The sequence below is a fragment of the Halovulum dunhuangense genome, from assembly GCF_013093415.1.
Taxonomy (GTDB): Bacteria; Pseudomonadota; Alphaproteobacteria; order Rhodobacterales; family Rhodobacteraceae; genus Halovulum; species Halovulum dunhuangense.
Genome location: NZ_JABFBC010000001.1, coordinates 77,678 through 103,184 on the forward strand (window position 1 = coordinate 77,678; position 25,507 = coordinate 103,184).

Genomic DNA, 25,507 nt, shown 5'->3' on the forward strand with positions numbered 1-25,507 from the left:
CCACCGGGGGGCAAGCCGCGCTCAGCGCCCCGCGAAGGCGGCGCAGGGATCGTCGCGCTCGGGCGCGCCGGTCACATGCACCGCGTCATAAGGCAGATCGCCCTGCGGCGGCGCCTCCAGCTGGGCAAGCACGAAAAGCGACAGCTCCGGTGCCGCCAGCCGCAGCAAGGCCGGCGCACCGCTGTCATAGCCCGCGTGGCCGTTGCCCGCGATGACCAGCACCGGGCCATCACCCGGCAGCGCCACGGCGCGCAGCACCGCCTCGGCCAGCAGGGCGTCGCGCAGGCGCTGGGCCGCAACCATGCCGGGCAGCATTTCGGGCGGCAGCATGTCGCAATGCGCCTCGGCCTGAATCGTCTCCTGCGCGGCCTGCTCTTCGGAAGGCAGCGCCAGATCCAGCCCGAAGCGCGCCGCCCCCTCGCCGAAGGCGGCAGCGGCCCCTTCCGCCATCGCCGTTCTCAACTGCGCGCGGGGTGCCTCTGCGCCAAGGATCACCGCCCCCGCGGCCGCCTCCATGATGGGGGCATAGTAGTCGAAATCCGGCCAGCCGGAGTTTTCCCAGTTGAGCGCGCGGGCGATTTCCGCGCGCGAGGCGCCTTCGCCGCGCAGCCGGGCAAGGTCCGCCTCGGCCGATCGGGGGATCATCTCGAACACGATCGCGCGGGGGACAGGGCGGCGGCATAGGCGGCCTGGGTCGCATGATGTTCCGGGTTGTCGTGATACTCGCCGACCACCACCACCTCTGCGCCCCGGGCCGCATCGATCATCGGCGGGCCGGATGCGATGGCGGCGGCGGCACCAAGTACCACCGCCGCCACAATGCCGCAAAGCATCGTCAGTCTTCGGTCAGGCAAAGGCAAGCATCTCTGCCGCGTTGCCGGTCACGGCTTCCAGCCGCTTGCGCATCTTGCGCAGCGCCTGGGCTTCCAGCTGGCGGATGCGCTCCTTGGAAAGGCCAAGCTCGGTGCCGAGGCTTTCCAGCGTGCGCGGTTCATCGCGCAGCTTTCGCTCGATGATGATCATGCGCTCGCGCTGGTTCAGCGACTGCATAGCGTCCTTCAGCCAGCCGCGCGCCTTTTCCATGTCACGCTCGCGCTCGACCGTGAAGTCGGCTTGGGGCGCTTCGTCCTCGAGCGTCTCGACCCACTCGCGCCCATCCTCGCCCGCCTGCTGGGCGTTCAGCGAGAAATCCGAACCCGACAGCCGCGCATCCATCATCTCGACATCGCGCAGCGGCACGCCAACCTCGATGGCGATCTTCTCGCGCAGCTGCTGGCTGTCCAGCATCTCTCCGGCGGCACCGGCCTCGCGCTCGAACTTGGCGCGGACGCGGCGCAGGTTGAAGAACAGCGCCTTCTGCGACGAGGTGGAGCCGGTGCGCACCATCGACCAGTTGCGCATGACGTAATCCTGGATCGAGGCCTTGATCCACCACACCGCGTAGGTCGAGAAACGCACGCCACGGTCGGGATCGAACTTCTCGGCAGCCTTCATCAGGCCGACGCCTGCCTCCTGCACCAGGTCGGGCATCGGCGCGCCGTAGCGGCGATACTTCGCCGCCATCGACACGGCCAGCCGCATGTAGGCGTTGACCAGCCGGTGAAGGGCCTTCTCGTCGCCATGGTCGCGCCAGGCGCGTGCCAGCTCGAGTTCGGTTTCTGCATCGAGCATCTCGGCCGCCATGGCCTGACGGGCGACGCTGCGGATCCCTGTGCTGTCGTAGTTCATAACCCTCTCCGAGCGGCTGACTTACGCGTTTTCTGAAAAGGGTTACGGAGCGGATGCCGTGGCGGATCACTGTTGAGCATGCCGATTCAGAAAAAAGATGCCGAACGGTTCGTTTCCATATTCGAAACGCATGACCCACATCACGGATCTGCATTGGACGAATGAGGCGCGGACAGGCACATATCCGCAAGATTATGAGGGATCCTCCATGACCTATACACTGGCGATCACGGCTCGGACCTATTCCAGCTGGTCCCTGCGCGGCTGGCTGATGTTCGCGAAATTCGGTCTTTCGGCAGAGATCGTCGAAGCCCCGATGAAAACCCCCGCCTTCACCGCGATGCTTGCCGAATTCGGACCCGCGCGCACGGTGCCGGCGCTTCGCTTCGATGATGTCGCACTCTGGGACAGCCTTGCCATTGCCGAGACGCTGGCCGAACGCCATCCGCAGGCCGGGCACTGGCCCCGCGATCCGCGCCTGCGGGGTCTGGCGCGCAGCCTGGTTGCCGAGATGCATTCCGGTTTCACCGCGCTGCGCGGCGCCTGCCCGATGAACCTGCGGAACGTGAACCTGGGCTTCGTGCCGTCGGATGCGGTGCTGGCCGACCTGGACCGGCTTTCGACGCTCTGGGCCGCGGCCCGGGCTGCATCGGGCTCCACTGGCCCCTGGCTATTCGGGGATTACACGGCGGCCGACGCCTTCTTTGCCCCCGTCGCCGCCCGGATCACCGGCTATGGCCTGCCGGTCAACGACGCTGACGCGGCCTATGTGGCGGCCCAAATGGCGGATCCCGCCTTCGTCGCGTGGCGGGCCGAGGGGCTGGCGCGCGACGCGGTGATCGAGAGCTACGAACTCGGCTACGAGACGCGCGACTGGCCTTGACGGCTTAACCTGATCTTCACGCCGCTGGGGTGGGATCAGGGCATGATCGCACGCAGCTACACCGTCGCATTCGAAGGGATGGAGGCACGGCAGGTCGAGGTGCAATGCTCGATCCAGCCGGGGCTGCCCGGCTTCGCCATCGTGGGCCTGCCGGACAAGGCGGTATCCGAGGCGCGCGAAAGGGTGCGGGCGGCGATGTCGGAAATGGGCCTTGCCCTGCCCTCGCGCCGGATAACGGTCAACCTCTCGCCGGCCGACCTGCCGAAGGAAGGGTCGCATTTCGACCTGCCCATAGCGCTTGCCGTCCTGGCGGCGATGGATGTGCTTCCGCGGGATGAGGTGGCCGCGCATTGGGCAATGGGGGAGTTGTCGCTCGACGGGCGGCTGGTGGCGGTGCCGGGCGCGCTGCCAGCGGCCCTGGCCGCCGGCGGAGAAGAGCGGGGCCTGATCTGCCCCGCCGCCTGTGGCGCGGAAGCCGCCTGGGTGGAGGGCGTGGCGGTGATCGCCCCAGCCACCCTGCTGGAGGCGGTCAACCATTTCACCGGCCAGTCCGTCCTTTCCCCCGCCGAACCCGGAGAGGTCAGGCCCGGCCCGCCGGGGCGCGACCTGTCGGATGTGCGCGGCCAGGAAAAGGCCCGCCGGGCGCTGGAGATCGCCGCCGCCGGGCGGCATCACCTGCTGCTGGTCGGCCCGCCCGGGTCCGGAAAGTCGATGCTTGCGGCGCGGCTGCCGGGCATCCTGCCCCCGCTCGATCCGGCGGAGGCGCTGGAAACGTCGATGATCCAGTCGCTGTCGGGGCTGCTCGATGCAGGCGGCATCAGCCGCGAGAGACCCTATCGCAGCCCGCATCACACGGCATCCATGGCCGCCGTGGTGGGGGGCGGGCGCGGTGCCAAGCCCGGAGAGATCAGCCTTGCCCATAACGGCGTGCTGTTCCTGGACGAGCTGCCGGAGTTTCCCCGCGCCGTGCTGGAAACCCTGCGCCAGCCGATCGAGACGGGCGACGTGATCGTGGCCCGCGCCAACGCGCATGTGCGCTATCCCTGCCGCTTCATGCTGGTGGCAGCCGCCAACCCCTGCCGCTGCGGGATGATGGCAGATCCGGGCCGCGCCTGCACCCGGGCCCCGGCCTGCGGGGCAGAATACATGGGGCGCATCTCGGGCCCGCTGATGGACCGCTTCGACCTGCGCGTCGAAGTGCCGCCCGTGCGCATCGCCGAGATCGCCGACGCGACACCGGGCGAGTCGTCGGCCGTTGTCGCGGATCGCGTCGCCGCGGCGCGCGACCGGCAGGCGGCACGCTATGCGGGACTTGACGGTGTGCGCACCAATGCCGACGCGGAAGGCGACGTGCTCACGGCCCGGGCGGGTGCCGAGCCGGATGCCTTGGCGCTGCTGGAACGCGCGGCGGATCGTTTCGGGCTGAGCGCGCGGGCCTATCACAGGGTGCTGCGGGTGGCCCGCACCATCGCCGACCTGGAAGACAGCGCCGCTCTTGCCCGCGCCCATGTGGCCGAGGCGATCGCCTACCGCCTGAGCGCCGAGGATCGCCGCCCCGAGGCAGTGACCGATGAACCCGGTCGGGCAAGGACGCGCTAGGCGCGCAACCCGAGCACCCTTGCCGAGAAGGCGCAGGCCTCCTCGACGGCGGCTTCGGCCTCGGGCAGCCAGCCATGCAGGACCTGGAAGCCGTGCAGCGCATCCGGCAGCAGGGTAAGCCGCACCTCGGCCCCGGCTTCTTCTAGCGCCGCGGCCACAGCCTCTGCGTCCGAGCGCAGGATCTCGTCCCGGCCCACCTGGATCAGCACCGGACAGGCGGCAGGAAAGCGGCCGTGAACCGGGGATACCTCGGGCAGCATCGGGTCGGCACCGCCAAGATATTGCGACGCCACCCAGGGCAGGCGCTGTACGGGCAGCATGGGGTCGGCCTCGGCATTGTCCTGCCGCGACGGCCCCCCGTCGCCCAGGTCTGCCCAGGGCGAAAAGGCCAGCACCGCCGCCGGCAGGGGTCCGCCCCGCGCATGCAGCCGGTGCAGAAGCGACAGCGCCAGGCAGCCGCCGGCACTGTCACCGGCGACGACCACCGGGCCCTGCCCTGCGATGGCCAGATACGCCGCGTCGACCTGGTCCAGCGCGTGGGGAAAGACATGCTCGGGCGCGCGGCCGTAATCGGGCAATACCTGGCTCAGGCCCAAGGGGCGCGCCAGCCGTGCGGCAAGCCCCTGGTGGCTGCGGGCGGTGAACAGGGCAAATGCACCGCCATGGATCAGGAACAGCGTGCCGGGCCGCACCCCGTCCCGCACGCGGCAGGGCGTACCGCCCAGCGTCCGGGTGCGAAACCCGCGCGGGCTGCGCAGGAAGAGCCGCGCGCCCAGTTCGGTGCGAAACCGCTCGAACCGGTAGCTGGTCGCGCGGGACAGGTGCCGCTTCAGCGAACGCCGCGCCATCCAGCGCAGGACCCGCAGCCGAAACGACGCCCGGCTCATCCCCACGCGGCCCGGCGCCGCTCGATCGCTTCCCAGAGCTTCGCGGTCACGTTCACCTTGTCGAAACGCTCAAGCTCCTGAAGACCGGTGGGCGAGGTCACGTTGATCTCGGTCAGGTGGCGGCCGATCACGTCGATGCCCACGAAGATCTGCCCCTTCTCGCGCAGAAGCGGCCCGATCGCGGCGCAGATCTCGCGATCCCGGTCGGTCAGTTCCGCCTTTTCCGCGCGTCCTCCCACATGCATGTTCGACCGCGTCTCACCGGCGGCCGGCACGCGGTTGATCGCGCCCACCGGCTCTCCATCCACCAGGATCACCCGCTTGTCCCCGCCCGACACGTCGGGCAGGAACTTCTGCGCGATCAGCGGCTCGCGGCTGGTGCCGGTGAACAGCTCGTGAAGCGCGCTGAAGTTGCGGTCGTTCGGGTCGAGCCGGAACACGCCCGCGCCGCCATTGCCATAGAGCGGCTTGAGGATGATGTCCCCGTGGCGTTCCTTGAAGCTGCGCAGGGTGAACAGGTCGCGAGCGATCATGGTCGGCGGCGTCAGCTCGGGGAACTGAAGCACCAGCAACTTCTCGGGGTAGTTGCGAACCCAGAAGGGATCGTTGACCACAAGCGTCGTGTCCCGGATCAGGTCGAGAAGATGCGTGGTGGTTATGTAGTGCATGTCGAAGGGCGGATCCTGCCGCAGCCACACCACGTCGAACGTGCCCAGATCGACGGTCCGCTGCCCGCCCAGCGTGAAATGGTTGCCCGTCTCGCGCCGGACGGTCAGCGGCCAGCCGGTCGCCCTGACCCTACCCTCGTCGAAGGAAAGCTGGTCCGGGGTGTAGTAGAACAACTCGTGCCCGCGCGCCTGCGCTTCCTCGAGGATGCGGAAACTGCTGTCGGCATTGATGTTGACGGACTGGATCGGGTCCATCTGCATTGCAACCTTGAGGGGCATCGGGGCATTCCTTCGCGACATCTGGCTCGGCTCTGATCTGCACCCAAGGCAGGGCCATTGCAAGGGTGCGCGGCGTCAGAAGCCCAGCGCGTTCTCAAGCACCTGCGGCTGGCCCGTGGCATCCAGCGTGACCAGGTCGAACCGGATCGGCGTCAGGGCGGGCCGGCCCGTCGCGGCCAGCCAGGCCTCGGCCGCCGCGAGGATGCGGCCCTGCTGGCGCCGGGAAAGCGAGGCGGCGGCGGCAGCGTGGCTGCGCCGGGCCTTCACCTCGATGAAGACGATCTCCTCGCCCAACGCGACGATCAGGTCGATCTCTCCGGCGGGCGTCCGGGCGCGGCGGGCCAGCGTCACGGCGCCCTTTTCGGCATAGATCGCCTCGGCCGCCGCCTCGGCGGCGAGCCCGCCGTGAAAGGCGGCGCTTCCGCTCACCGCCCCGACAGTTCCAGCGCGCGGGCGTAGACGCGCTTCTTCGGCAGGCCGGTCGCCTCGGCGACCAGCGCGGCGGCATCCTTGACGGAATTCGCGCCAAGGGCTGCGCGCAGGGCATCGTCCAGCGTCTCGGCCGTGGCCTCGGTGCGGAGCGGCGGCCCGATCACGACAACCGCTTCGCCCTTGGGCGGGTCTTCGGCGGCATAGGCCTCGGCGAGGGCGGCAAGGGTATCGCGGCGCGTCTCCTCGAAGCGCTTGGTCAATTCGCGGCAGACCGCGGCGCGCCGCCCGCCCCCCAGAACGGCCGCCATGTCCGCAAGCACCGCCGCCAGCCGCCGCGGGGCTTCGTAGAAGACAAGCGTTGCCGGCACCGCGGCAAGTTCCGCAAGTTCGGTCCGGCGTGCGGCGGATTTCGGCGGCAGGAAGCCCGCAAACAGAAAGCGGTCCGTGGGCAGCCCCGCCACCGACAGCGCCGCAAGCACCGCCGATGCGCCGGGCACCGCCGTGACCGCAAGCCCCTCTGCGATGACGGCCTCGGCCAGCCGGTAGCCCGGGTCCGCGATCAGCGGCGTGCCGGCATCCGAGACGTAGGCCACGGACTTGCCCTCGCGCAGCGCCGCCAGGATCCGCGGGCGCTGCTGGGCGCCATTGTGGTCGTGATAGGGCAGGATCGGCCGCCCGGCCAAAGGGATGCCGTGGATCTCCATCAGCTTGCGCGCCTGTCGCGTATCCTCGGCCGCAAGCCAGTCCGCGCTGCGCAGCACGGCCAGCGCGCGCAGCGTGACATCGTCGGCCGTGCCGATCGGGGTGGCGACCAGGTAGAGGCCGGGGGCAAGCGCCATTGCGGGATTGTTCCGTTTACTTGAGCCGGTGCGGTAAGTAGTGTGCGCCGAAATCGGAAAGGCCCGCAAGAGCGAGAGGTTTCATGCCCAAGGTCCGCATCCTGACAAGGTTCGCCGCAGCCCTTTGCCTTGGCGCGCTGGCTGCATGCCAGCCGATGGCGCCGGGCACGCAGGTGGCGCAGGTGGACACCGACCAGCCGGTGCAGGTGGCGCTTCTGGTGCCGACCGGATCGGCGGACGGGCAGCGCGAGGCGCTGGGCCAGAGCCTGATCAACGCGGCACGGATGGCGCAGGCGGATCTGGCGGGGGTGCAACTTGACGTGCAGGTCTGGCCCACCGCGGGCGATCCCGCGCAGGCGGCCACGGCGGCGCAGCAGGCGCTGGATGCGGGGGCGGACGTGATCCTTGGGCCGCTGTTTTCCACCGCGACCGAAGCCGTCGCGCCGCTGGCCACCACGCGCGGCGTGCCGGTGCTGAGTTTCTCGAACAATCCCGACGTGGCCGGCGACGGCGTCTATGTGCTGGGCAACACCTTCGACACGGTGGCGAGCCGGATCACCGGCTACAGCCTGAACCGGGGCCTGACGAATTTCGCCGTGGTCCATCCCGACAACCCCGAGGGTATCCTTGCCCGCGACGCCGTGACCGCGGCCGTGCAGCGGCTGGGCGGCAGCGTGGTGGCGAACGGGGCCTATCCGCTGTCGGTTCAGGGCATCACCGACCAGGTGCCGGGCATCGCGCGGCAATTGCAGGGCTCGGGCGCGAATATCGTGGTGCTGACCGACGGGCCGACGGCGGGCCTGACCTTCGTGGCCGAGACGCTGCGCGGCATGGGCATCCGCGAGGAGGCGGTGCGTTTCGCGGGCCTCCAGCGATGGGATGCCAGCCCGCAGGCGATGGCGCAGCCGGGGCTGAACGGCGGCTGGTTCGCGGCCCCGGACCAGGCGCTCGCCACGCAGTTCGACAGCCGCTACAGCGCCGCCTACGGCAACGCGCCGCATCCGCTGGCGGGGCTGGCCTATGACGGCATCGCCGCGATCGGCGCGCTGGTGGCCGAGGCACAGGCCGAGGGGCGCAACGATCCCTTTTCTGCGGCGCGGCTGACCAAGCCCTCCGGCTTTGCCGGGGTGATGGGCGTGTTCCGCCTGGGCCCGAACGGTCAGGCCGAGCGCGGGCTTGCCATCTATGAGGTGATCGAGGGCGTGGCACAGCAGGTCGATCCTGCCCCGCGGAGTTTCGCACAAATTGGGTCCTGATACGCTGCCGACCACGACGGGCCTCGATCCCGAGGACGGGATCGACGAGGCGACGCTACTGGCCCGGATCGAGACCATCGCCCGGACCGACGCCCCCATCGAGACGCGGCGCGCCGATCTGGTCAAGCTGCTGCGCGAGACGAACCACACCGGCCGCGAGCGCATCGCCGAAGCCCTGTCCGGGCATCCCTACGCCGCGCGGCAGGCGACCCGTGCCTACACGCGGCTGACCGACGCGCTGGTGCGCGGGGCCTGGGCCTTCGTGACGCGCGCGATGCACCCGAACCCGAACCCGACCGCGGGCGAACAGCTGGCTGTGCTGGCGGTGGGCGGCTATGGCCGGGCGGAAATGGCGCCCTTCTCGGATGTGGACCTGCTGTTCCTGACCCCGTGGAAGCAGACCGCCTGGGGCGAGAGCACGATCGAAAGCATGCTTTACATCCTGTGGGATCTGAAGCTGAAGGTCGGCCAGGCGGTGCGCACGGTGGACGAGTGCATCCGGCTGGGGCGCAACGACCTGACCATCCGCACGGCGCTGCTGGAGCATCGGTTCCTGGTGGGCGACGACGCGCTGGCCGAGGAATTGCACAAACGGCTCTGGGACGAGCTTTTCGCCGGGACCGGCCCGGAATTCGTGGAGGCAAAGCTGGAAGAGCGCGCGCAGCGCCACAAGCGTGCCGGCGGATCGCGCTACCTGGTCGAGCCCAACGTCAAGGAAGGCAAGGGCGGCCTGCGCGATCTGCAGACACTGTTCTGGATCGCGAAATACCTGAACCGCGCGAAGACCCCCGCAGATCTGGTCGAGAGGGGCGTTTTCACCGCCGACGAGATGAAGACCTTTCTCGATGCCGAGAATTTTCTCTGGGCCGCGCGCTGCCAGCTGCACCTGGTCGCGGGCCGCCCGGCCGAGCAGCTGACCTTCGATTTCCAGGTCGAAGTGGCGCGGCGGCTGGGCTTTGCCGACACCGCCGGGCAGCGCGCGGTCGAGCGATTCATGCAGACCTATTTCACCTATGCCCGCCAGGTCGGAGAGCTGACGCGCATCTTCCTCGTCGCGCTCGAGGCGGAGCATGTGAAGAAACGCCCGGGCCTTGCGCGCAACCTGCTCAGCATGTTCAACTTCGGGTCCGATCAGGCGCCCGAGGGCTATGCCATCCGCAACGGGCGGCTCGACACGCTGGACCCGAAGCTGTTCGAAAAGGATGCGCTCAACATCCTGCGGCTGTTCAAGGCGGCGCTCTCCACGGGCTACCTGATCCATCCGGACGCGATGCGCCGCGTGACGGCCAGCCTGGACCTGATCGACGACCGGCTGCGCGCCGATCCGGAAGCGAACCGCATCTTCCTGGAGTTGCTGCTCGATCCCAACGACCCCGAGCGGGCGCTTCGGCGGATGAACGAGATGGGGGTGCTGGGCGCCTTCCTGCCCGAATTCGGGCGCATCGTCGCGATGATGCAGTTCAACATGTACCACCACTACACGGTGGACGAGCACACGATCCGCTGCATCGCCACGCTGCACGACGTCGAGATGGGCCGCCTGAAGGAAGAGTTGCCCGTCGCCTCGGGCATCCTGAAGCGGGGCGTGAACCGCCGGGCGCTGTACGTCGCGCTGCTGCTGCACGACGTGGGCAAGGGACAGCCGCGCGATCATTCCGAACTGGGTGCCGAGATCGCGCTGGAGGTCTGCCCGCGCCTGGGCCTGCCCGCGGACGAGGTGGATACCGTGGCCTGGCTGGTCCGGCATCACCTGGTGATGTCGGATTTCGCGCAGAAACGCGACCTGGCCGACGCGCGCACCGTGCGCGACTTCGCCAACATCGTGCAGAGCCCCGCGCGGCTGAAGCTGCTTACCGTGCTGACCGTCTGCGACATCCGCGGAGTCGGACCCGGCGTGTGGAACAACTGGAAGGCGATGCTGCTGCGCGAGCTTTACGCGCTGACGCTGGACTACCTGACCGGCGACACCGCCCGCCAGAGCCGCCCGGAGCGGATCGAGGAAGCCAGGGCCGCCTTCGCCGCCGCCCTGCCCGGATGGAGCGAAGACGCGATCGAGGCCGAGCAGGCCCGCCACTATGCCAGTTTCTGGCTGGGCCTGACGGTGGACACCCAGGTGATCTTTGCCAACCTGCTGCGCGAGGTGACGGCGGAAAAGCCCGCCATCCGCATCGACCAGGACGATGCCCGCGACGCGACCCGCGCCTGTTTCGCGATGTACGACCATCCGGGACTGTTCTCGCGGCTGGCCGGCGCGCTGGCGCTGGCAGGCGCGAACGTGGTGGACGCGCGGACCTATACCACCTCGGACGGAATCGCGACGCCGGTGTTCTGGATCCAGGACAAGGAGGGCAAGCCCTTCGAGACTGCGCGGCTTACGCGGCTTCAGCGGATGATAGAGCGCACGCTCGCCGGCGAGGTGGTCGCGCGCGAGGCCTTTGCCGAGCGGGACCGCGTCAAGAAGCGCGAGAAGGCCTTTACCGTTCCGACCGAGATCACCTTCGACAATGACGGGTCCGAGATCTATACCATGATCACCGTGGACACCCGCGACCGGCCCGGCCTGCTTTACGATCTCAGCCGGTCGCTGACCGCGGCGCATCTCCAGATATCGTCGGCGATCATCGCCACCTACGGCGAACAGGCGGTGGACACCTTCTACGTCAAGGACGCCTTCGGGCTGAAGATCAGTTCCAAGTCGAAGCAGCAGCAGGTGGAAACCATGCTGCGGGACGCGATCCGCCGGGGGGCCGAAAGGGCCGAGGGATGACCCGCCCGTTCCGGCTGGCCGCCGCCTTCATGACCGTGGGCGGCTGGACGCTGGCAAGTCGCGTCATGGGGTTTGCCCGCGACATCCTGATCGCGCGCTACCTGGGCGCGGGCGCCGCGGCCGAGGCGTTCCTGGTGGCCTTTGCCCTGCCCAACATGTTCCGCCGCTTCTTCGCCGAGGGCGCATTCAACATGGCCTTCGTGCCGCTGTTCTCGAAGCGGCTGGAACGGGGCGAGGATCCGCAGGGCTTTGCCGGCGATGCCGCGACGGCGCTGGCCATCATCCTGGTCGCGCTGACCCTGCTGGCACAGGTCTTCATGCCCTGGCTGGTGCTGGCCATGGCCTCGGGCTTTGCCGGCGACGCGCGTTTCGGCCTGGCGGTCGAGATGGGGCGCATCGCCTTTCCCTACATCCTGTTCATCTCGCTTGCCGCGCTTGTCAGCGGCGTGCTGAACGCGCTTGGCCGGTTCTGGGTGGCCGCAGCGGCGCCGGTGGCGCTGAACGTGATCCTGGTGGGCGCGATGGTCGGCGCGGCCGGGCTTGGCGCCGATATCGGCATGGCGCTGGCATGGGCGGTGCCCGTGGCCGGCATCGCGCAGCTTGCGCTGGTCTGGGGCGCGGCGCGGCGCGCGGGCTTCACGGTGCGCCTGCGCCGCCCGAGACTGACGCCCGAGTTGAAGCGGCTGCTGGTGATCGCGGCGCCGGCGGCACTGGCGGGCGGCGTGATGCAGGTCAACCTGCTGGTGGGCCGGCAGGTCGCATCCTTTACCGAGGGCGCGGTCGCCTGGCTGGGCTATGCCGACCGGCTTTACCAGTTGCCGCTGGGCGTGGTCGGCATCGCCATCGGCGTCGTGCTGCTGCCCGACCTGTCGCGGCGGCTGGCGGCGGGGGACCGGGCCGGCGGGATCGACGCGATCAACCGCGCGGCAGAGTTCTCGCTGGTGCTGACGCTGCCAGCGGCTGCCGCGCTTGTGGTGATCCCCTTGCCGCTGATCTCGGTCCTGTTCGAGCGGGGCGCCTTCGGCCCCGAGGACAGTGCCGCGACCGCGGCGGCGCTGGCGATCTATGGGCTGGGCCTGCCCGCCTTCGTGCTGCAAAAGGTGTTCCAGCCCGTTTTCTTCGCCCGCGAGGATACCCGCAGCCCCTTTCGCTACGCGGTCGTGGCGATGGTGGTGAACGCGGCGCTGGCCATCGGGCTGATGCCGGTGCTGGGTTACATCGCGGCCGCGCTGGCCACGACGGGGGCCGCCTGGGTGATGCTGGTGCTGCTGGTCCGGGGCGCGCGGCGGATCGACGGCGCGGTGGAACTCGATGACCGCCTGCGCCGGATCCTGCCCCGGATCGTGCTGTCCACGGTCGTGATGGCCGCCGGGCTCTGGCTTGCGACGATCCCGCTGGCAGGGGCGCTGGGGGCGCCGGGGCTGCGTTACGCGGCGCTGCTCGCCCTGGTCGTGCTGGGGCCGACACTCTATTTCGGGACGGCCATTGCCAGTGGCGCATTCTCGCTGGCGCAGGCCCGGAAGTTCCTGCGCCGGGGCTGAGCCCTCAGCCGCCCTGCAACTTGCGCCGCAACCGTCTCAGGCCACCCGGTGCAAGCGGGGTCGCGATCAGGAATCCCGCGACGAAGCCCGCGATCTCGGACCAGAGGCTGGCCCAGGTGCCGTCGATAAGGATGAATATGACCTGTATCCCGACCAGAACCCCGATCAGCCGGAACGCCGCGTAGGGGTTCGTCCCCAGCTTGTCGGCCGCCGCCCACAGCGCCCAGGTATAGAGGCCGAGCAGCCCGTAGACCGCCGGGTAGGCGCCAAAAAGCGGCGCCTCGCTGTCGATGACCAGCGCATGGACCAGCGCGCCCGAAACGGCCGAGACCGCATAGGCCAGCAGGATCGCGGCGGGATGGAACAGTCGCGCGGTGAAATTGCCCAGCGCAAGCAGCAGGACTGCGGCGAACAGGGTATGGGTCAGGTTGTAATGGATGAAGCTGTAGGTGACGAAGCGCCACAGGCCATCGATGCGCCAGTCGCCGCTCTGGACCATGTAGTCGAAATAGCGCGAGAAGAAGCCGAAGTTCCGCAACGCCTCCAGCCGCCAGCCCACCGCCTCGGGCCCGCCGACAAGTCCGCGCGCGCCGGCCTGGAACAGAAGCTCCACCGCGACCACCAGGGCCACCAGTGCCATGACCACCGGCGGGATAGGGTTCACCGGCGAGGCGTTGTGGTCCGGGTCATACATCCGCATCGGTCCGCTCCTGTTGACGCGGGCTGGGCGAGCCGCGATAAGCAGCCCGGTTTAACCACAGACGCAGGCGCTTGACCATGTCCCAGACCACCCACACCCAGCGCGTCTTTTCCGGCGTGCAGCCCACCGGTGGGCTGACGCTCGGCAATTACCTCGGCGCGGTGAAGCGGTTCGTGGAACTGCAGGAAAGGGACTGGGAAACCATCTACTGCGTGGTGGACCTGCACGCGGTCACGGTGACCTGGCCCGGGCGCGAGAAGATGGCCGCCGCCACGCGCGAGCTGGCCGCCGCCTTCATCGCCTGCGGGCTGGATCCGAAACGCTCGATCCTGTTCAACCAGAGCCAGGTTCCCGCCCATACCCAGCTGGCCTGGGTGTTCAATTGCGTCGCGCGGCTCGGCTGGGCCAACCGCATGACCCAGTTCAAGGACAAGGCAGGGAAGAACGCCGAAAAGGCGTCGATCGGGCTGTATACCTACCCGGCCCTGATGGCGGCGGACATCCTTGCATACCAGGCGACGCATGTGCCCGTGGGCGAGGATCAGAAGCAGCACCTGGAATTCGCCCGCGACATCGCGGCGAAGTTCAACCTGGATTTCGACGCGCTGGACTTCTTTCCCCTGCCAGAGCCGCTGATCGAGGGCGCGGCCACCCGCGTGATGAGCCTGCGGGACGGCACCAAGAAGATGTCCAAGTCCGACCCCTCGGACATGAGCCGGATCAACCTGACCGACGACGCGGACACCATCGCCAGAAAGATCCGCAAGGCCAAGACCGACCCCGAGCCACTGCCCGAGACCCTCGAGGGGCTGGAGGAACGGCCGGAGGCACGCAACCTGGTGAACATCTATGCGGCGCTGGCGGAAGTGACGCCCGGTGCGGTGATGGCAGAGCATGGCGGCCAGCCCTTCTCGGCCTTCAAGCCGGCGCTGGCGGATCTGGCGGTGGAGAAGCTGTCCCATATCGGCACGAAGATGTCCGAGTTGATGGCAGACCCGGCCGAGATCGACCGCATCCTGGGCGATGGTGCCGACCGCGCCGCCGCCATAGCAGAGCCGGTGCTGGACAAGACCTACGAACTCCTGGGCTTCATCCGGAGCAGATAGTCTGCGGTGGCGCCACGCGGCGAGGGTCGCGCTGGCGCTGCTGTGTCCAGGCTGGGTATTGCGGACCGGAGGGTGGGCGCACTGTCCGGGCCAATGATCGGTATGGACCCACCGAACGCGCGGTATCTGGCGAACAGGGGGGAGCCGCAGGACAGGCCCGTGTGACGCGGGACTGACTTGCATGCCCAACCCGGATCGGGAATGATCCGCGGGCAATACCGGAGGTGATCCTTGCGCAAGTTTCTCGTGGTTCTCGATGACACGCCCGAATGCCTTGTGGCGATGCGCTTCGCCGCGATCCGCGCCTCCAAGACAGGGGGCGGGGTCGAGTTGCTGGGTATCGTGTCGCCCGAGGAGTTCCAGCACTGGATCGGCGTCGGCGAGATGATGCGCGCCGAGGCGCGGGAAAAGATCGAGGCCCATTTCGAGGTGTTCCGCGAGCGGATGGAAAAGGTCGAGGGCATCCGCCCCACTTTGGCCATCCGCGAGGGCGAGAAGGCCCGCGAGATCATCGAGCACATAAAGGCCGACCCCGAGATCGGCGTGCTCGTGCTGGGGGCCGGCACCAAGGGCGATGGCCCCGGCCCGCTGGTCACGGAACTGACCGGGCGACGGATCGGCGAGATGCCGGTGCCGATCACGGTCGTTCCGGGCAACATGACCAAGGAGGACATCATCGCGGTGTCCTGAGACAACAGCCCGAAACGGGCACCCGACACGGGAGGACATCCGATGTTCGAGGATTTCGAGCACCACCGCCTGACCACGGCCACGGCCGAGATCGACCTTGTGGCCGCCGGCGAGGGCTTTCCGGTGCTTCTGCTGCACGGCTTTCCGCAGACCCGCGCCGCATGGCACCTGGTCGCGCCGCAACTGGCGCGGCATTACCGGGTGATCGTGCCCGACCTTCCAGGCTACGGCGCAAGCCGCGGGCCCACGCCCAGCGCCGACGGCGCGACCCATTCCAAGCGTTCGATGGCCGCGGCGATGGTCGAGGTGATGGAATCGCTCGGCCACGACGAATTCGCGGTCGCGGGGCATGACCGCGGCGGACGGGTTGCCTACCGGATGGCACTGGATCATCCCAACCGGGTAAACCGGCTGGCGGTCATGGACATCATGACCACCATCGACACCTGGGAAGAGATGGACTGGAAAGCGGCGCTGCGCAGCTATCACTGGCCGCTCCTGGCACAGGACGCGCCGGTGGTGGAGCGTCTGCTGGGCGCCGATCCCGGCTTCTACCTCGATCACCTTCTGAACCGCTGGAAGGGCGAGGGGGCGGAACTCGACCCCGCGGCCGTGGCCGAATATCGCGCGGCGATGGAACGGCCGGAGGTTCGCGCGGCGATGGCCGCGGATTACCGCGCCGGGGCCGGGATCGACCGTGAACTGGACGAGGCCGACCGGGATGCCCGGCACTTCATCGCCTGTCCGATGCTTCTGATAAGGGGCCGGCAATACGAGCCGCGCTCACTGCTCGATGCCTGGACCGGCTGGGGCGAGGCGCTGGCCGAGGAGGTGTTCGACTGCGGGCATTTCCTGGCCGAGGAGAAGCCCGAGCAGACCACCGCGGCGCTGGCAGCCTTCTTCGGGGCGGTTTAGAACAATTCCAGATTGCTTGACTTAATCGCTCGGGAGTCCCATGTTCGAGCCAAACCGCACGAGGGCACCTTCCATGTTCATCCAGACCGAATCGACCCCGAACCCCGCCACGCTGAAATTCCTGCCCGGGCAGGCAGTGATGCCGGCCGGCACGGCGGACTTCCCCAGCGCCGACGCCGCAGGCAACTCTCCGCTCGCAAGCCGCGTGTTCGGGGTGGAGGGTGTGACCGGTGTGTTCCTCGGGCCCGATTTCGTCACCGTGACCAAGGGTGCCGACATCGAGTGGGCGCATATCAAGCCCGCCGTGCTGGGTGCGATCATGGAACATTACCAGTCCGGCCTGCCGGTGATCGAGGGCGACGGCGGCGCGGTCGGCCATGCCGAGCATGACGGCCCCGACGCCCATATCGTCAGCCAGATCAAGGAACTGCTGGACACCCGCGTGCGTCCCGCCGTGGCTCAGGATGGCGGCGACATCACCTTCCACGGGTTCGAGCGGGGCGTCGTCTATCTGCACATGCAGGGCGCTTGCGCGGGCTGCCCGTCCTCGACCATGACGCTGAAGATGGGCATCGAGAACCTGCTGCGGCACTACATACCGGAAGTGACGGAAGTCCGACCGGTCGCTGCCTGACGGGCGCCATGCGCATCCTCGCCATCGATACAGCCGCCGCGCATTGCGCGGCGGCTTTGCTTGAGGACGGCGTCGTTCGCGGCACGCTGAGCGAGGTCATGGGCCGGGGACAGGCCGAGCGGCTGGTCCCCATGGCGCAATCCCTGCTGGAGGCAGCGGGCACCGACTTTCGCCACCTCGACGCCATTGCCGTGGGCATCGGCCCCGGCAACTTCACCGGAATCCGCATTTCGGTCTCGACCGCGCGCGGGCTGGCGCTGGCGCTTGGCATTCCCGCAATCGGGGTCAGCACCTTCGAGGCGCTGGCCTGGGGGCATGACGGGCCCGTGCTGGTCGCGCTGGATGCCGGGCGTGACCGTCTTTACGTCCAGGGCTTCCGCGGCGCCGACCTGTCGCCCCGCCTGACCGACCGCACCGCGCTGCATCATGTGGCGCTGCCGCCCTCGACGCTGGTGCTGGGCCATGACGCGACGCGTCTGGCCGGGATCGTGGACGCGCGGCCGGGATCGGGCAATACCGTCCCGGCGCCCGAGATCTTCGCCATGATCGCGGCCACGAGGGCGGCACCTCACGCCCCGCCCGCGCCGCTCTACCTGAGGACGGCGGACGCGGCCCTTCCGGCCGAGGGGCCGCCAACGCTGCTGGACTGATGCCATGACGCCCGAGGCCCTGGCGGCGCTGCATGCGCGCGCCTTTCCCGGCCCGCCCCGCCCCTGGAGCGCGGCCGAATTCGCCGAAGTGCTTGCCCTGCCCGGCGTCGCCCTCTTCACCGCTGGAACGGCCGCTTTCCTGATCGCCCGCCGCGCCGGCCCCGAAGCCGAGATCCTGACCCTCTGCACCGCACCCGATGCCCGGCGGCAGGGACACGCCGCGCGGCTTCTGGCGGAAATGCAGCGCTGGGCCGAGGCCAGCGGCGTCGAGGAACTGTTCCTCGAGGTGGCCGAAACCAATATCGCCGCGCGGGCGCTTTATGCGGCAGCGGGCTTTGTTCCGCGCGGTCATCGGAAGGACTACTACGACGCCGGCGGGCGTGTGCGCGTCCATGCCCATGTGATGGGCAAATGCCTTGCGCCAAAGGGCTGAAACGCAGCGTTAGGGGAAGAAAAACCCATTGACCGGCCCTGCTGGCTGCGCCTTACTGGCGCGAGTTTCCCCTGCCGGTTGAGGGCCTCGCCAGCGCGATATTCGCCGCGCGACGCGCACCTGGCCTTGGCCGGTGGAACGGACCAACATTGGAGGACACCGAATGAAGATGCTTTCCGCCGTCGCAGGCATCGCCGCGCTGCTTGGCTCTGCCGCCACCGCGCTGGCCGACGGCCACACGAATTTCAACCCGGCCGTCATCTTCGACCTGGGCGGCAAGTTCGACCGCTCGTTCAACCAGGCCGCCTATGAGGGCGCGGAGCGCTTCAAGGAAGAATTCGGCGTCGAGTACCGCGAATTCGAAATCCAGTCCGACGCCCAGCGCGAGCAGGCGCTGCGCCGCTTCGCCGAGGCTGGCAACAACCCGATCGTCGTGGCGGGCTTCGCCCAGGCCAGCGCCATGGAAGCGGTCGCGGCCGAATTCCCCGACACCCAGTTCCAGATCATCGACGCGGTCGTGGACCTGCCGAACGTGCGGTCGGTCGTCTTCAAGGAAGAAGAAGGCTCCTACCTGGTCGGCATGCTTGCGGCGATGAAGTCCGAAACCGGCACCGTCGGTTTCGTCGGCGGCATGGACATCCCGCTGATCCGCGCCTTCGCCTGCGGCTATGTGCAGGGTGCAAAGGCGGTGAACCCCGACATCACCGTGATCCAGAACATGACCGGCACCACCGGCGCGGCCTGGAACGACCCCGTGCGCGGCGGTGAACTGGCCACCGGCCAGATCCAGCAGGGAGCGGACGTGGTCTATCACGCGGCCGGTGGCACCGGGCGCGGCGTGCTGCAGGCGGCGGCGGATGCCGGGGCCTTCGGGATCGGCGTCGACTCGAACCAGAACTACCTGCATCCCGGCAGCGTCCTGACCTCGATGCTGAAGCGCGTGGACGTCGCCACCTACAACGCGTTCAAGGATGCGATGGACGGCAACTTCACCGTTGGCGTGCAGACGCTGGGCCTGGCGCAGGAAGGCGTGGGCTACGCGGTGGATGACAACAACCGGGCGCTGCTGACCGACGAGATGACGGCCGCCGTGGAAGAGGCCAAGGCGAAGATCGTCTCGGGCGAGATCTCGGTCCACGACTACCGCAGCGACGACAGCTGCCCGGTCTCCTGACGCGCAGATGACCACAGCGGAAACCATGACGGGGCAGCCGGAAACGGCTGCCCCTGACGCACCGGCCATCGAGCTTGTCGGCATCTCGAAGGCGTTCGGCCCGGTGCAGGCCAACAAGGACATCTCGCTCAAGGTGCGTCGCGGCACCATCCACGGCATCGTCGGAGAGAACGGCGCCGGGAAATCCACGCTGATGTCCATTCTCTACGGCTTCTACACGGCCGACCGGGGCGAGATACGCATCGGCGGCGTGCCGACGAAGATCCAGAATTCCGACGACGCGATCCGCGCCGGCATCGGCATGGTCCACCAGCATTTCATGCTGGTGCAGCCCTTCACCGTGCTTGAAAACGTCGTCCTCGGCGCCGAGGAGGGACGGCTTCTCAAGCCCTCTCTCGCCAGGGCGCGCAAGCTTCTGACGGACCTCGCACGCGAATACGAGCTTGAGGTGGACCCGGACGCCGTGGTGGGCGATCTGGCGGTCGGTTTCCAGCAGCGGGTCGAGATCCTCAAGGCGCTCTACCGGCAGGCAGACATCCTGATCCTGGACGAGCCGACAGGCGTGCTGACCCCGTCCGAGGCGGATCACCTGTTCCGCATCCTCGAGGGGCTGAAGGCGCAGGGCAAGACGATCATCCTGATCACCCACAAGCTGCGCGAGATCATGGCCGTGACCGACACGGTCAGCGTGATGCGCCGCGGCGAGATGACGGCGACGGTGCAGACGGCGGATACCTCTCCCGCGCAGCTGGCAGAGCTGATGGTGGGCCGGCGCGTGCTCCTGCGGGTCGAAAAGACACCGGCCGTACCGGGCGAGACGGTGATGCAGGTGCGTGGACTGAAGGTGACCGACGGTCACGGGGTCGAGCGGCTGAAGGGCATCGACCTGGACCTGCGCGCCGGCGAGGTGCTGGGCATCGCGGGCGTCGCCGGCAACGGGCAGTCGCAGCTTCTGGAGGTGCTGGCCGGGATAGCACCCGCATCCGGCGGCAGCGTCAGCTTCAAGGGGCAGCCGCTGGATCTGAGCCGTACCGCCGATCCGAAATACCGCCGCAGGCTGGGCATCGCCCATGTACCCGAGGATCGGCACCGGCTGGGGCTTATCATGCCCTTCGCCGAATGGGAGAACAACTGCTTCGGCTATCACGACCGCCCGCGCTACCAGGCGCGCTGGGGTCTGATGGACCGCAACGCCATGCGCGACGACGCGCGCGAGCGGATCGAGAAATACGACATCCGCCCGCCCAGCTGCGACCTGAAGGCCGCGAATTTCTCGGGCGGCAACCAGCAGAAGATCGTGATCGCGCGCGAGATCGAGAATGACCCCGACGTGCTGCTGATCGGCCAGCCGACCCGCGGCGTGGATATCGGCGCGATCGAGTTCATCCACAACCAGATCGTCGCCATGCGCGACCGCGGCAAGGCGATCCTGCTGGTGTCGGTCGAACTGGACGAAATCCTAGGCCTGTCCGACCGGATCCTGGTGATGTTCGACGGCGCGATCTCGGGCGAGCGGCTGTCGCGGGAAACCGACGAAGGCGAACTCGGCCTGCTGATGGCCGGCATCGACCCGAAAAGGGCTTCGACATGAGCAAGACCCTTCCCCGCTGGGCGGATCTCATCCTGATCCCGGCGATCAACGTGCTGCTGGCCTTTTTCGTGGCGGGCCTGGTTGTGATGTTCATTGGCGAGGATCCGGTGCACGCCATGGGCATCATGATCCGCGGCGCGCTCGGCTCGGATTACGGCATCGGCTACACGCTCTTCTACGCCACCAGCTTCATCTGCACGGGGCTTGCCGTGGCGGTCGCGTTCCACGCCTCGATCTTCAACATCGGGGGCGAGGGGCAGGCCGGCGTCGCCGGGATCGGCGTGGCGCTGGTCTGTCTGACGCTGGACCAGACGCACTGGCTGCTGACGCTGCCGCTGGCGATCCTGGGCGCGATGGCCTTCGGGGCGGCCTGGGCCGCGGTGCCCGCGTATCTTCAGGCACGGCGCGGCAGCCACATCGTGATCACCACGATCATGTTCAACTACATCGCCTCGGCGCTGCTGGTCTATCTGCTGACCAACATCTTCAAGATGCCCGGCTCCATGGCCCCGGAAAGCCGCCGCTTCGAGGATGGCGCGAACATCCCGCGGCTTGACCAGATGGCCGACTGGATCGGCCTCGACATGGCGCGGTCGCCCGCGAATATCAGCCTGTTCGTCGCGCTGATCGCCTGCGTGCTGGTCTGGCTGCTGATCTGGCGCTCGCGCCTCGGCTACGAAATCCGGGCCTTCGGTTTTTCCGACAAGGCGGCGGTCTATGCCGGGATCTCTCCGTTCCGGATCACCATGATCACGATGCTGATCTCGGGGGCGCTGGCCGGACTGATGGCGATAAACACGGTGATGGGCGACCTGCAACGCCTGAACCTCGACAGCGTGCTGGGGGCGGGCTTCGTCGGCATCGCCGTCGCCCTCATGGGGCGGTCGCACCCGGTGGGCGTGGTGCTGGCGGCATTGCTGTTCGGCGTGCTCTACCAGGGCGGCGCAGAGCTTGCCTTCGAGATCCCGGCCATCCCCAGCCAGATGATCCTGACCATCCAGGCGCTGGTGATCCTGTTCACCGGCAGCCTTGAAAACATGGTGCGCTTCCCGATGGAGCGGCTGTTCCTGTTCATCAACCGGGGGCGCGCGTGATGGATCTGGCGGAACTCTTCCAGCTTTTCGACAGCACCATGCGCAACGCGGCGCCGCTGCTTCTGGCCTGCCTTGCGGGCCTGTTTTCCGAACGTTCGGGCATCTTCGACATCGGGCTCGAGGGCAAGATGCTGGCCGCGGCCTTTGCCTCGGCCGCGGTAGCGGCCTGGGCGGCGGCACCCTATGTCGCCGATCCCTTCCCCGGCCAGATCTCGGGCCTCGGACTGGGCTGGGCGGCGGCCTGGCTCGGGGTCACTGCCGGTATGCTGGCGGCCATCGCGATGTCGGCACTGCACGGCTTCGCCTCGATCACGCTGAGGGGAAACCAGCTGATCTCGGGCGTGGCGATCAACTTCCTGGCCGCAGGCGTCACCGTGCTGGTGGGCGAGGCGCTGTTCTCGATGGGCGGGCAGACGCCGCAGCTGACCGGCGCCGCCCGCTTCACCGCGATCGAGCTACCGCTGGCGGAAACCCGGCGCGGCATCCCCGTCATCGGCCCGTTCTACGCCGACGTGATCTCGGGACAGGTGATCCTGGTCTACATCGCGCTTCTGGCGGTGCCGTTGACGGCGTGGATCCTGTTCTCGACCCGCTTCGGCCTGCGCCTGCGCGCCGTGGGCGAGAATCCGGGCGCGGTGGACACGGCGGGCATCTCGGTCACGCGGCAGCGCTATTCGGCGGTGCTGATCTGCGGCGTGCTGTGCGGGATCGCGGGCGCCTACCTGTCGATGGGCACGTCGGCCGCGGGATTCGTGAAGGACATGACCGCCGGGCGCGGCTTCATCGCGCTGGCGGCGCTGATCTTCGCCAAGTGGCGCCCCTGGCCCGCGCTCTGGGCCTGCCTGCTGTTCGGGCTGCTCGAGGCCATCGGCTCGAAATACCAGAACGTCGATGTCGGCGCCTTCGTGATCCCGGTTCAGTTCATGCAGGCCCTGCCCTACATCCTGACCGTGGTGATCCTGGCCGGCTTCATCGGCAAGGCGATCCCGCCCAAGGCGGGCGGCCAGCCCTATGTGAAGGAGCGTTGAGTTGGACGATCTTCTTGCAACCATCCGCCGGCGGGCGGGCGATGCGCCGGTGCGTGTCGGCCTGATCCTCGGCTCGGGCCTGGGCCACCTGGCCGAAAGCGTGGACGGGGTGGCCATCGACTACGCCGACCTGCCGGGATTTCCCCATGCCGGGGTGTCCGGGCACAGCCCGAAACTGGTGATCGGCAACCTGGAGGGTGTCCGCGTGGCGGTCCTGGGCGGGCGGGCACATTACTACGAGAAGGGCGACGCGCAGGCGATGCGCCTGCCGCTGGAGGTGCTGAAGGCGCTGGGGGCGGAACAGCTGCTGCTGACCAACGCCGCCGGTTCGCTGCGCGACGGCATGGGTCCGGGGGAGCTGATGATGCTGTCCGATCACATCAACTTCTCGGGCCGCAATCCGCTGATCGGCGAACCGACCGACGCGCGCTTCGTCAACATGACGGACGCCTATGACCGCGGCATCCGCACGGCACTGGACGCGGCCGCACGCGCGGCCGGCGTGACCCTGCACACCGGGGTCTATGCCTGGTATTCCGGCCCCAGCTTCGAGACCCCGGCCGAGATCCGCGCCCTGCGGATCCTGGGCTCGGACGCGGTCGGCATGTCCACCGCGCCCGAGGTGATCCTGGCGCGGTTTCTCGGGCTGAAGGTGGGCGCCATCTCGACCATCACCAACATGGCCGCGGGCATGTCGTCCGAGGTGCTGAGCCACGAACATACCAAGGCCATGGCGCCGATCGGGGCGGCCAAGCTGGAAAAGGTGCTGCGCGGCTACCTGGCCAGCCTGGACTGACGGCGCGCCCCCTCGGGACGGGACACACTGCATCACCTTGATGCGTTTTCGACACCGCCCCCTTTTCAAGCGGGGGTGTCGGGGGCTATGCAGGGTAAAGCCCCCCGACCGGTGCCGCACATGCAAATCTATCTGCCCATAGCCGAGGTCTCCGTGAACGCGTTCCTGCTTCTCGGACTTGGCGGGATGGTGGGCGTGATGTCGGGCATGTTCGGCGTCGGTGGCGGCTTCATCCTGACGCCGCTTCTGTTCTTCATCGGCATCCCGCCGGCGGTAGCGGTCGCCACGCAGGCGAACCAGATCGTCGCGTCGTCCTTCTCGGGCGTGCTGGCGCATTTCCAGCGCCGGACCGTCGATCTGAAGATGGGGACCGTGCTTCTTGTCGGGGGCCTGCTGGGGTCCGCCATAGGGGTGCGCATCTTCACCTGGATGAAGGCGCTGGGCCAGGTCGAGCTGTTCGTCACGCTTTGCTACGTCGTGCTGCTGGGCACCGTCGGCACGCTGATGTTCTTCGAAAGCCTGAACGCCATCCGCCGCGCGCGCGAGCCGCTGGCAAAGCCGCGCCCGCGCAAGCATCACAGCTGGGTGCACGGACTGCCCTTCAAGATGCGCTTCCGGCAAAGCCAGCTTTACATCTCGGCCATCCCGGTGCTGCTGATCGGCGCGACCGTGGGCGTGCTGGCCGCGGTCATGGGCGTGGGCGGCGGCTTCATCATGATCCCGGCGATGATCTACATCCTCGGCATGCCGACAAAGGTCGTGATCGGCACATCGCTGTTCCAGATCATCTTCGTCACCGGCTTCACGACGCTGCTGCACGCGCTGGAAACGCAGACCGTGGACGCGATCCTGGCGCTTCTTCTCATCATCGGGGGCGTTATCGGGGCACAGATCGGAACGCGGCTGGGGATGCGCCTGCGGGCAGAGCAGCTGCGCATCCTGCTGGCGATCCTGGTGCTCGTGGTCTGCGCCAAGCTGGCATACGACCTGATCGCAACCCCGCGCGAGCTGTACTCGCTGGGGAGTGCCACGTCTTGAGGCGTTGGCTTGCCGCCATGGCGCTGTGGGCCCTGCCCTGCGCGGCCCCGGCGCAGGACGGGCTGGAGCAGGTGATCGGTGCGCTGAGCCAGAACCGGGTGGCGATCACCGCGAATTTCGACGGCTCGGAGATCTTCGTCTATGGCGCGGTAAAGCGCGACGCGCCGGTCCCCCGGACGGCCGAGCCGCTCGAGGTGGTCATCACCGTCAAGGGCCCCAGCCGTCCCGTCGTCGTCCGCCGCAAGGAGCGCGTCTTCGGCATCTGGATGAACACCGACACCGTCACCGTCGACGAGGCGCCCAGCTTCTATGCCATCGCCTCGACCGGGCCGCTGGAAGAGGTGATGAGCGAGACGGAACGCCTGCGGCACAGGATCGGCTTCGACCAGTCCGTGCGCACCATCGGCGCCAGCGCCGAAGTCGAGGATCCGGACAACTTCACCGAAGCGGTGGTGCGCATCCGTCGCGACAACGGGCTCTACGCGCAGGAAGACGGCGCCGTGAACCTGCGCGAGGAGACGCTGTTCTCCACCAGCTTCGCCTTGCCGGCAAACCTTGTCGAAGGGGAATACGAAACCCGGATGTTCCTTCTGCGCGATCGTCAGGTGGTGAACCTGTCAGAGGCTGCGATCACCGTGCGCAAGGAAGGGCTGGAGCGCTGGATCTATGTCACCGCCCATGAACGCCCGTTGTTCTATGGCGTCCTGTCGCTGGCGGTGGCGCTGTTCGCGGGGTGGGCGGCGTCGGCCGGGTTCAGGCTGCTGCGCAGGTAGGCCGCG

At 68.3% G+C, this 25,507-nt stretch carries 26 protein-coding genes; 18 read left to right on the forward strand and 8 right to left on the reverse strand.

Annotation, left to right across the window (positions count from 1 at the left end):
• Positions 1-21 precede the first annotated feature (21 nt).
• From HMH01_RS00395 to HMH01_RS00405, 3 genes are read right to left on the reverse strand one after another with little or no spacing between them, the layout of a single operon-like run.
• Positions 22-645, reverse strand: coding sequence for a ChaN family lipoprotein (locus HMH01_RS00395; RefSeq protein WP_281365956.1), 624 nt, complete (start codon positions 643-645; stop codon positions 22-24).
• Positions 642-833, reverse strand: coding sequence for a ChaN family lipoprotein (locus HMH01_RS17900; RefSeq protein ID WP_171321382.1), 192 nt, complete (start codon positions 831-833; stop codon positions 642-644). The genes HMH01_RS00395 and HMH01_RS17900 overlap by 4 nt, the downstream gene beginning before the upstream one ends.
• A 13-nt stretch (positions 834-846) precedes the next feature.
• Positions 847-1,728 (reverse strand): RNA polymerase factor sigma-32, encoded by an 882-nt coding sequence (locus HMH01_RS00405; RefSeq protein ID WP_171321385.1) that lies wholly within the window; start codon positions 1,726-1,728, stop codon positions 847-849.
• A gap of 208 nt (positions 1,729-1,936) precedes the next feature.
• Here HMH01_RS00405 and HMH01_RS00410 point away from each other — a divergent pair, with 208 nt between their 5' ends.
• Together HMH01_RS00410 and HMH01_RS00415 are read left to right on the forward strand one after the other, a co-directional pair.
• Positions 1,937-2,611 (forward strand): glutathione S-transferase, encoded by a 675-nt coding sequence (locus HMH01_RS00410; protein ID WP_171321387.1) that lies wholly within the window; start codon positions 1,937-1,939, stop codon positions 2,609-2,611.
• Between the two features lie 42 nt (positions 2,612-2,653).
• Positions 2,654-4,210, forward strand: coding sequence for a YifB family Mg chelatase-like AAA ATPase (locus tag HMH01_RS00415; protein WP_171321389.1), 1,557 nt, complete (start codon positions 2,654-2,656; stop codon positions 4,208-4,210).
• Here HMH01_RS00415 and HMH01_RS00420 read toward each other — a convergent pair.
• The 4 genes from HMH01_RS00420 to rsmI form a co-directional block, all read right to left on the reverse strand.
• Entirely contained in the window at positions 4,207-5,097 is an 891-nt protein-coding gene (locus tag HMH01_RS00420; protein ID WP_171321392.1) for an alpha/beta hydrolase fold domain-containing protein, read from the reverse strand. The genes HMH01_RS00415 and HMH01_RS00420 overlap by 4 nt on opposite strands.
• Positions 5,094-6,044 carry a glutathione synthase gene (gshB, locus tag HMH01_RS00425; protein ID WP_171321394.1) on the reverse strand — a complete coding sequence of 317 codons (951 nt, stop codon included), beginning with the start codon at positions 6,042-6,044 and terminating at the stop codon, positions 5,094-5,096. Before gshB ends, HMH01_RS00420 begins: the two co-directional genes overlap by 4 nt.
• 75 nt (positions 6,045-6,119) lie before the next feature.
• Positions 6,120-6,473, reverse strand: coding sequence for a YraN family protein (locus tag HMH01_RS00430; RefSeq protein ID WP_171321397.1), 354 nt, complete (start codon positions 6,471-6,473; stop codon positions 6,120-6,122).
• Positions 6,470-7,315 (reverse strand): 16S rRNA (cytidine(1402)-2'-O)-methyltransferase, encoded by an 846-nt coding sequence (gene rsmI, locus HMH01_RS00435; RefSeq protein ID WP_171321400.1) that lies wholly within the window; start codon positions 7,313-7,315, stop codon positions 6,470-6,472. Before rsmI ends, HMH01_RS00430 begins: the two co-directional genes overlap by 4 nt.
• 83 nt (positions 7,316-7,398) lie before the next feature.
• Between rsmI and HMH01_RS00440 the strand changes: the two genes are divergently transcribed.
• From HMH01_RS00440 to murJ, 3 genes are read left to right on the forward strand one after another with little or no spacing between them, the layout of a single operon-like run.
• A complete protein-coding gene (locus HMH01_RS00440) occupies positions 7,399-8,571 on the forward strand; it encodes a penicillin-binding protein activator (protein ID WP_171321403.1) in 1,173 nt (390 codons plus the stop codon).
• On the forward strand, positions 8,561-11,338 hold the full coding sequence (locus HMH01_RS00445) for a [protein-PII] uridylyltransferase (RefSeq protein ID WP_171321406.1): 2,778 nt from the start codon (positions 8,561-8,563) through the stop codon (positions 11,336-11,338). Before HMH01_RS00440 ends, HMH01_RS00445 begins: the two co-directional genes overlap by 11 nt.
• Positions 11,335-12,879 (forward strand): murein biosynthesis integral membrane protein MurJ, encoded by a 1,545-nt coding sequence (gene murJ / locus HMH01_RS00450; protein ID WP_171321408.1) that lies wholly within the window; start codon positions 11,335-11,337, stop codon positions 12,877-12,879. The genes HMH01_RS00445 and murJ overlap by 4 nt, the downstream gene beginning before the upstream one ends.
• Positions 12,880-12,883: 4 nt before the next feature.
• Here murJ and HMH01_RS00455 read toward each other — a convergent pair whose 3' ends face one another.
• Positions 12,884-13,579: a rhomboid family intramembrane serine protease gene (locus tag HMH01_RS00455; protein WP_171321410.1), complete on the reverse strand. Its 696-nt coding sequence runs from the start codon at positions 13,577-13,579 to the stop codon at positions 12,884-12,886.
• Positions 13,580-13,656: 77 nt separating this feature from the next.
• Here HMH01_RS00455 and trpS point away from each other — a divergent pair, with 77 nt between their 5' ends.
• From trpS to HMH01_RS00520, 13 genes are all read left to right on the forward strand, one after another.
• Positions 13,657-14,685 carry a tryptophan--tRNA ligase gene (gene trpS / locus HMH01_RS00460; protein WP_171321412.1) on the forward strand — a complete coding sequence of 343 codons (1,029 nt, stop codon included), beginning with the start codon at positions 13,657-13,659 and terminating at the stop codon, positions 14,683-14,685.
• Positions 14,686-14,916: 231 nt separating this feature from the next.
• Positions 14,917-15,375, forward strand: coding sequence for a universal stress protein (locus tag HMH01_RS00465; RefSeq protein WP_171321415.1), 459 nt, complete (start codon positions 14,917-14,919; stop codon positions 15,373-15,375).
• 42 nt (positions 15,376-15,417) lie between these two features.
• Positions 15,418-16,290 carry an alpha/beta fold hydrolase gene (locus HMH01_RS00470; protein ID WP_171321418.1) on the forward strand — a complete coding sequence of 291 codons (873 nt, stop codon included), beginning with the start codon at positions 15,418-15,420 and terminating at the stop codon, positions 16,288-16,290.
• A 73-nt stretch (positions 16,291-16,363) separates the two neighbouring features.
• Positions 16,364-16,924 (forward strand): NifU family protein, encoded by a 561-nt coding sequence (locus HMH01_RS00475; RefSeq protein ID WP_171321419.1) that lies wholly within the window; start codon positions 16,364-16,366, stop codon positions 16,922-16,924.
• A gap of 8 nt (positions 16,925-16,932) precedes the next feature.
• Complete coding sequence (gene tsaB / locus HMH01_RS00480; protein ID WP_171321421.1) at positions 16,933-17,574, forward strand: tRNA (adenosine(37)-N6)-threonylcarbamoyltransferase complex dimerization subunit type 1 TsaB; 642 nt, start codon at positions 16,933-16,935, stop codon at positions 17,572-17,574.
• A gap of 4 nt (positions 17,575-17,578) precedes the next feature.
• Positions 17,579-18,007, forward strand: a complete 429-nt coding sequence (locus HMH01_RS00485; RefSeq protein ID WP_171321424.1) for a GNAT family N-acetyltransferase — start codon at positions 17,579-17,581, stop codon at positions 18,005-18,007.
• A gap of 163 nt (positions 18,008-18,170) precedes the next feature.
• Positions 18,171-19,181: a BMP family lipoprotein gene (locus HMH01_RS00490; protein ID WP_216366736.1), complete on the forward strand. Its 1,011-nt coding sequence runs from the start codon at positions 18,171-18,173 to the stop codon at positions 19,179-19,181.
• Positions 19,182-19,188: 7 nt separating this feature from the next.
• Positions 19,189-20,772, forward strand: a complete 1,584-nt coding sequence (locus HMH01_RS00495) for an ABC transporter ATP-binding protein (protein WP_246237247.1) — start codon at positions 19,189-19,191, stop codon at positions 20,770-20,772.
• Positions 20,769-21,866, forward strand: a complete 1,098-nt coding sequence (locus HMH01_RS00500) for an ABC transporter permease (RefSeq protein WP_171321427.1) — start codon at positions 20,769-20,771, stop codon at positions 21,864-21,866. The genes HMH01_RS00495 and HMH01_RS00500 overlap by 4 nt, the downstream gene beginning before the upstream one ends.
• Positions 21,866-22,894, forward strand: a complete 1,029-nt coding sequence (locus HMH01_RS00505; RefSeq protein WP_171321430.1) for an ABC transporter permease — start codon at positions 21,866-21,868, stop codon at positions 22,892-22,894. The genes HMH01_RS00500 and HMH01_RS00505 overlap by 1 nt, the downstream gene beginning before the upstream one ends.
• A gap of 1 nt (position 22,895) precedes the next feature.
• Positions 22,896-23,690 (forward strand): purine-nucleoside phosphorylase, encoded by a 795-nt coding sequence (locus HMH01_RS00510; protein ID WP_171321433.1) that lies wholly within the window; start codon positions 22,896-22,898, stop codon positions 23,688-23,690.
• Between the two features lie 120 nt (positions 23,691-23,810).
• The gene (locus HMH01_RS00515; protein ID WP_171321434.1) at positions 23,811-24,728 is read left to right on the forward strand and encodes a sulfite exporter TauE/SafE family protein; all 918 of its coding nucleotides are present in this window, start codon (positions 23,811-23,813) and stop codon (positions 24,726-24,728) included.
• Positions 24,725-25,501 carry a TIGR02186 family protein gene (locus HMH01_RS00520; RefSeq protein WP_246237248.1) on the forward strand — a complete coding sequence of 259 codons (777 nt, stop codon included), beginning with the start codon at positions 24,725-24,727 and terminating at the stop codon, positions 25,499-25,501. The genes HMH01_RS00515 and HMH01_RS00520 overlap by 4 nt, the downstream gene beginning before the upstream one ends.
• Positions 25,502-25,507 lie beyond the last annotated feature (6 nt).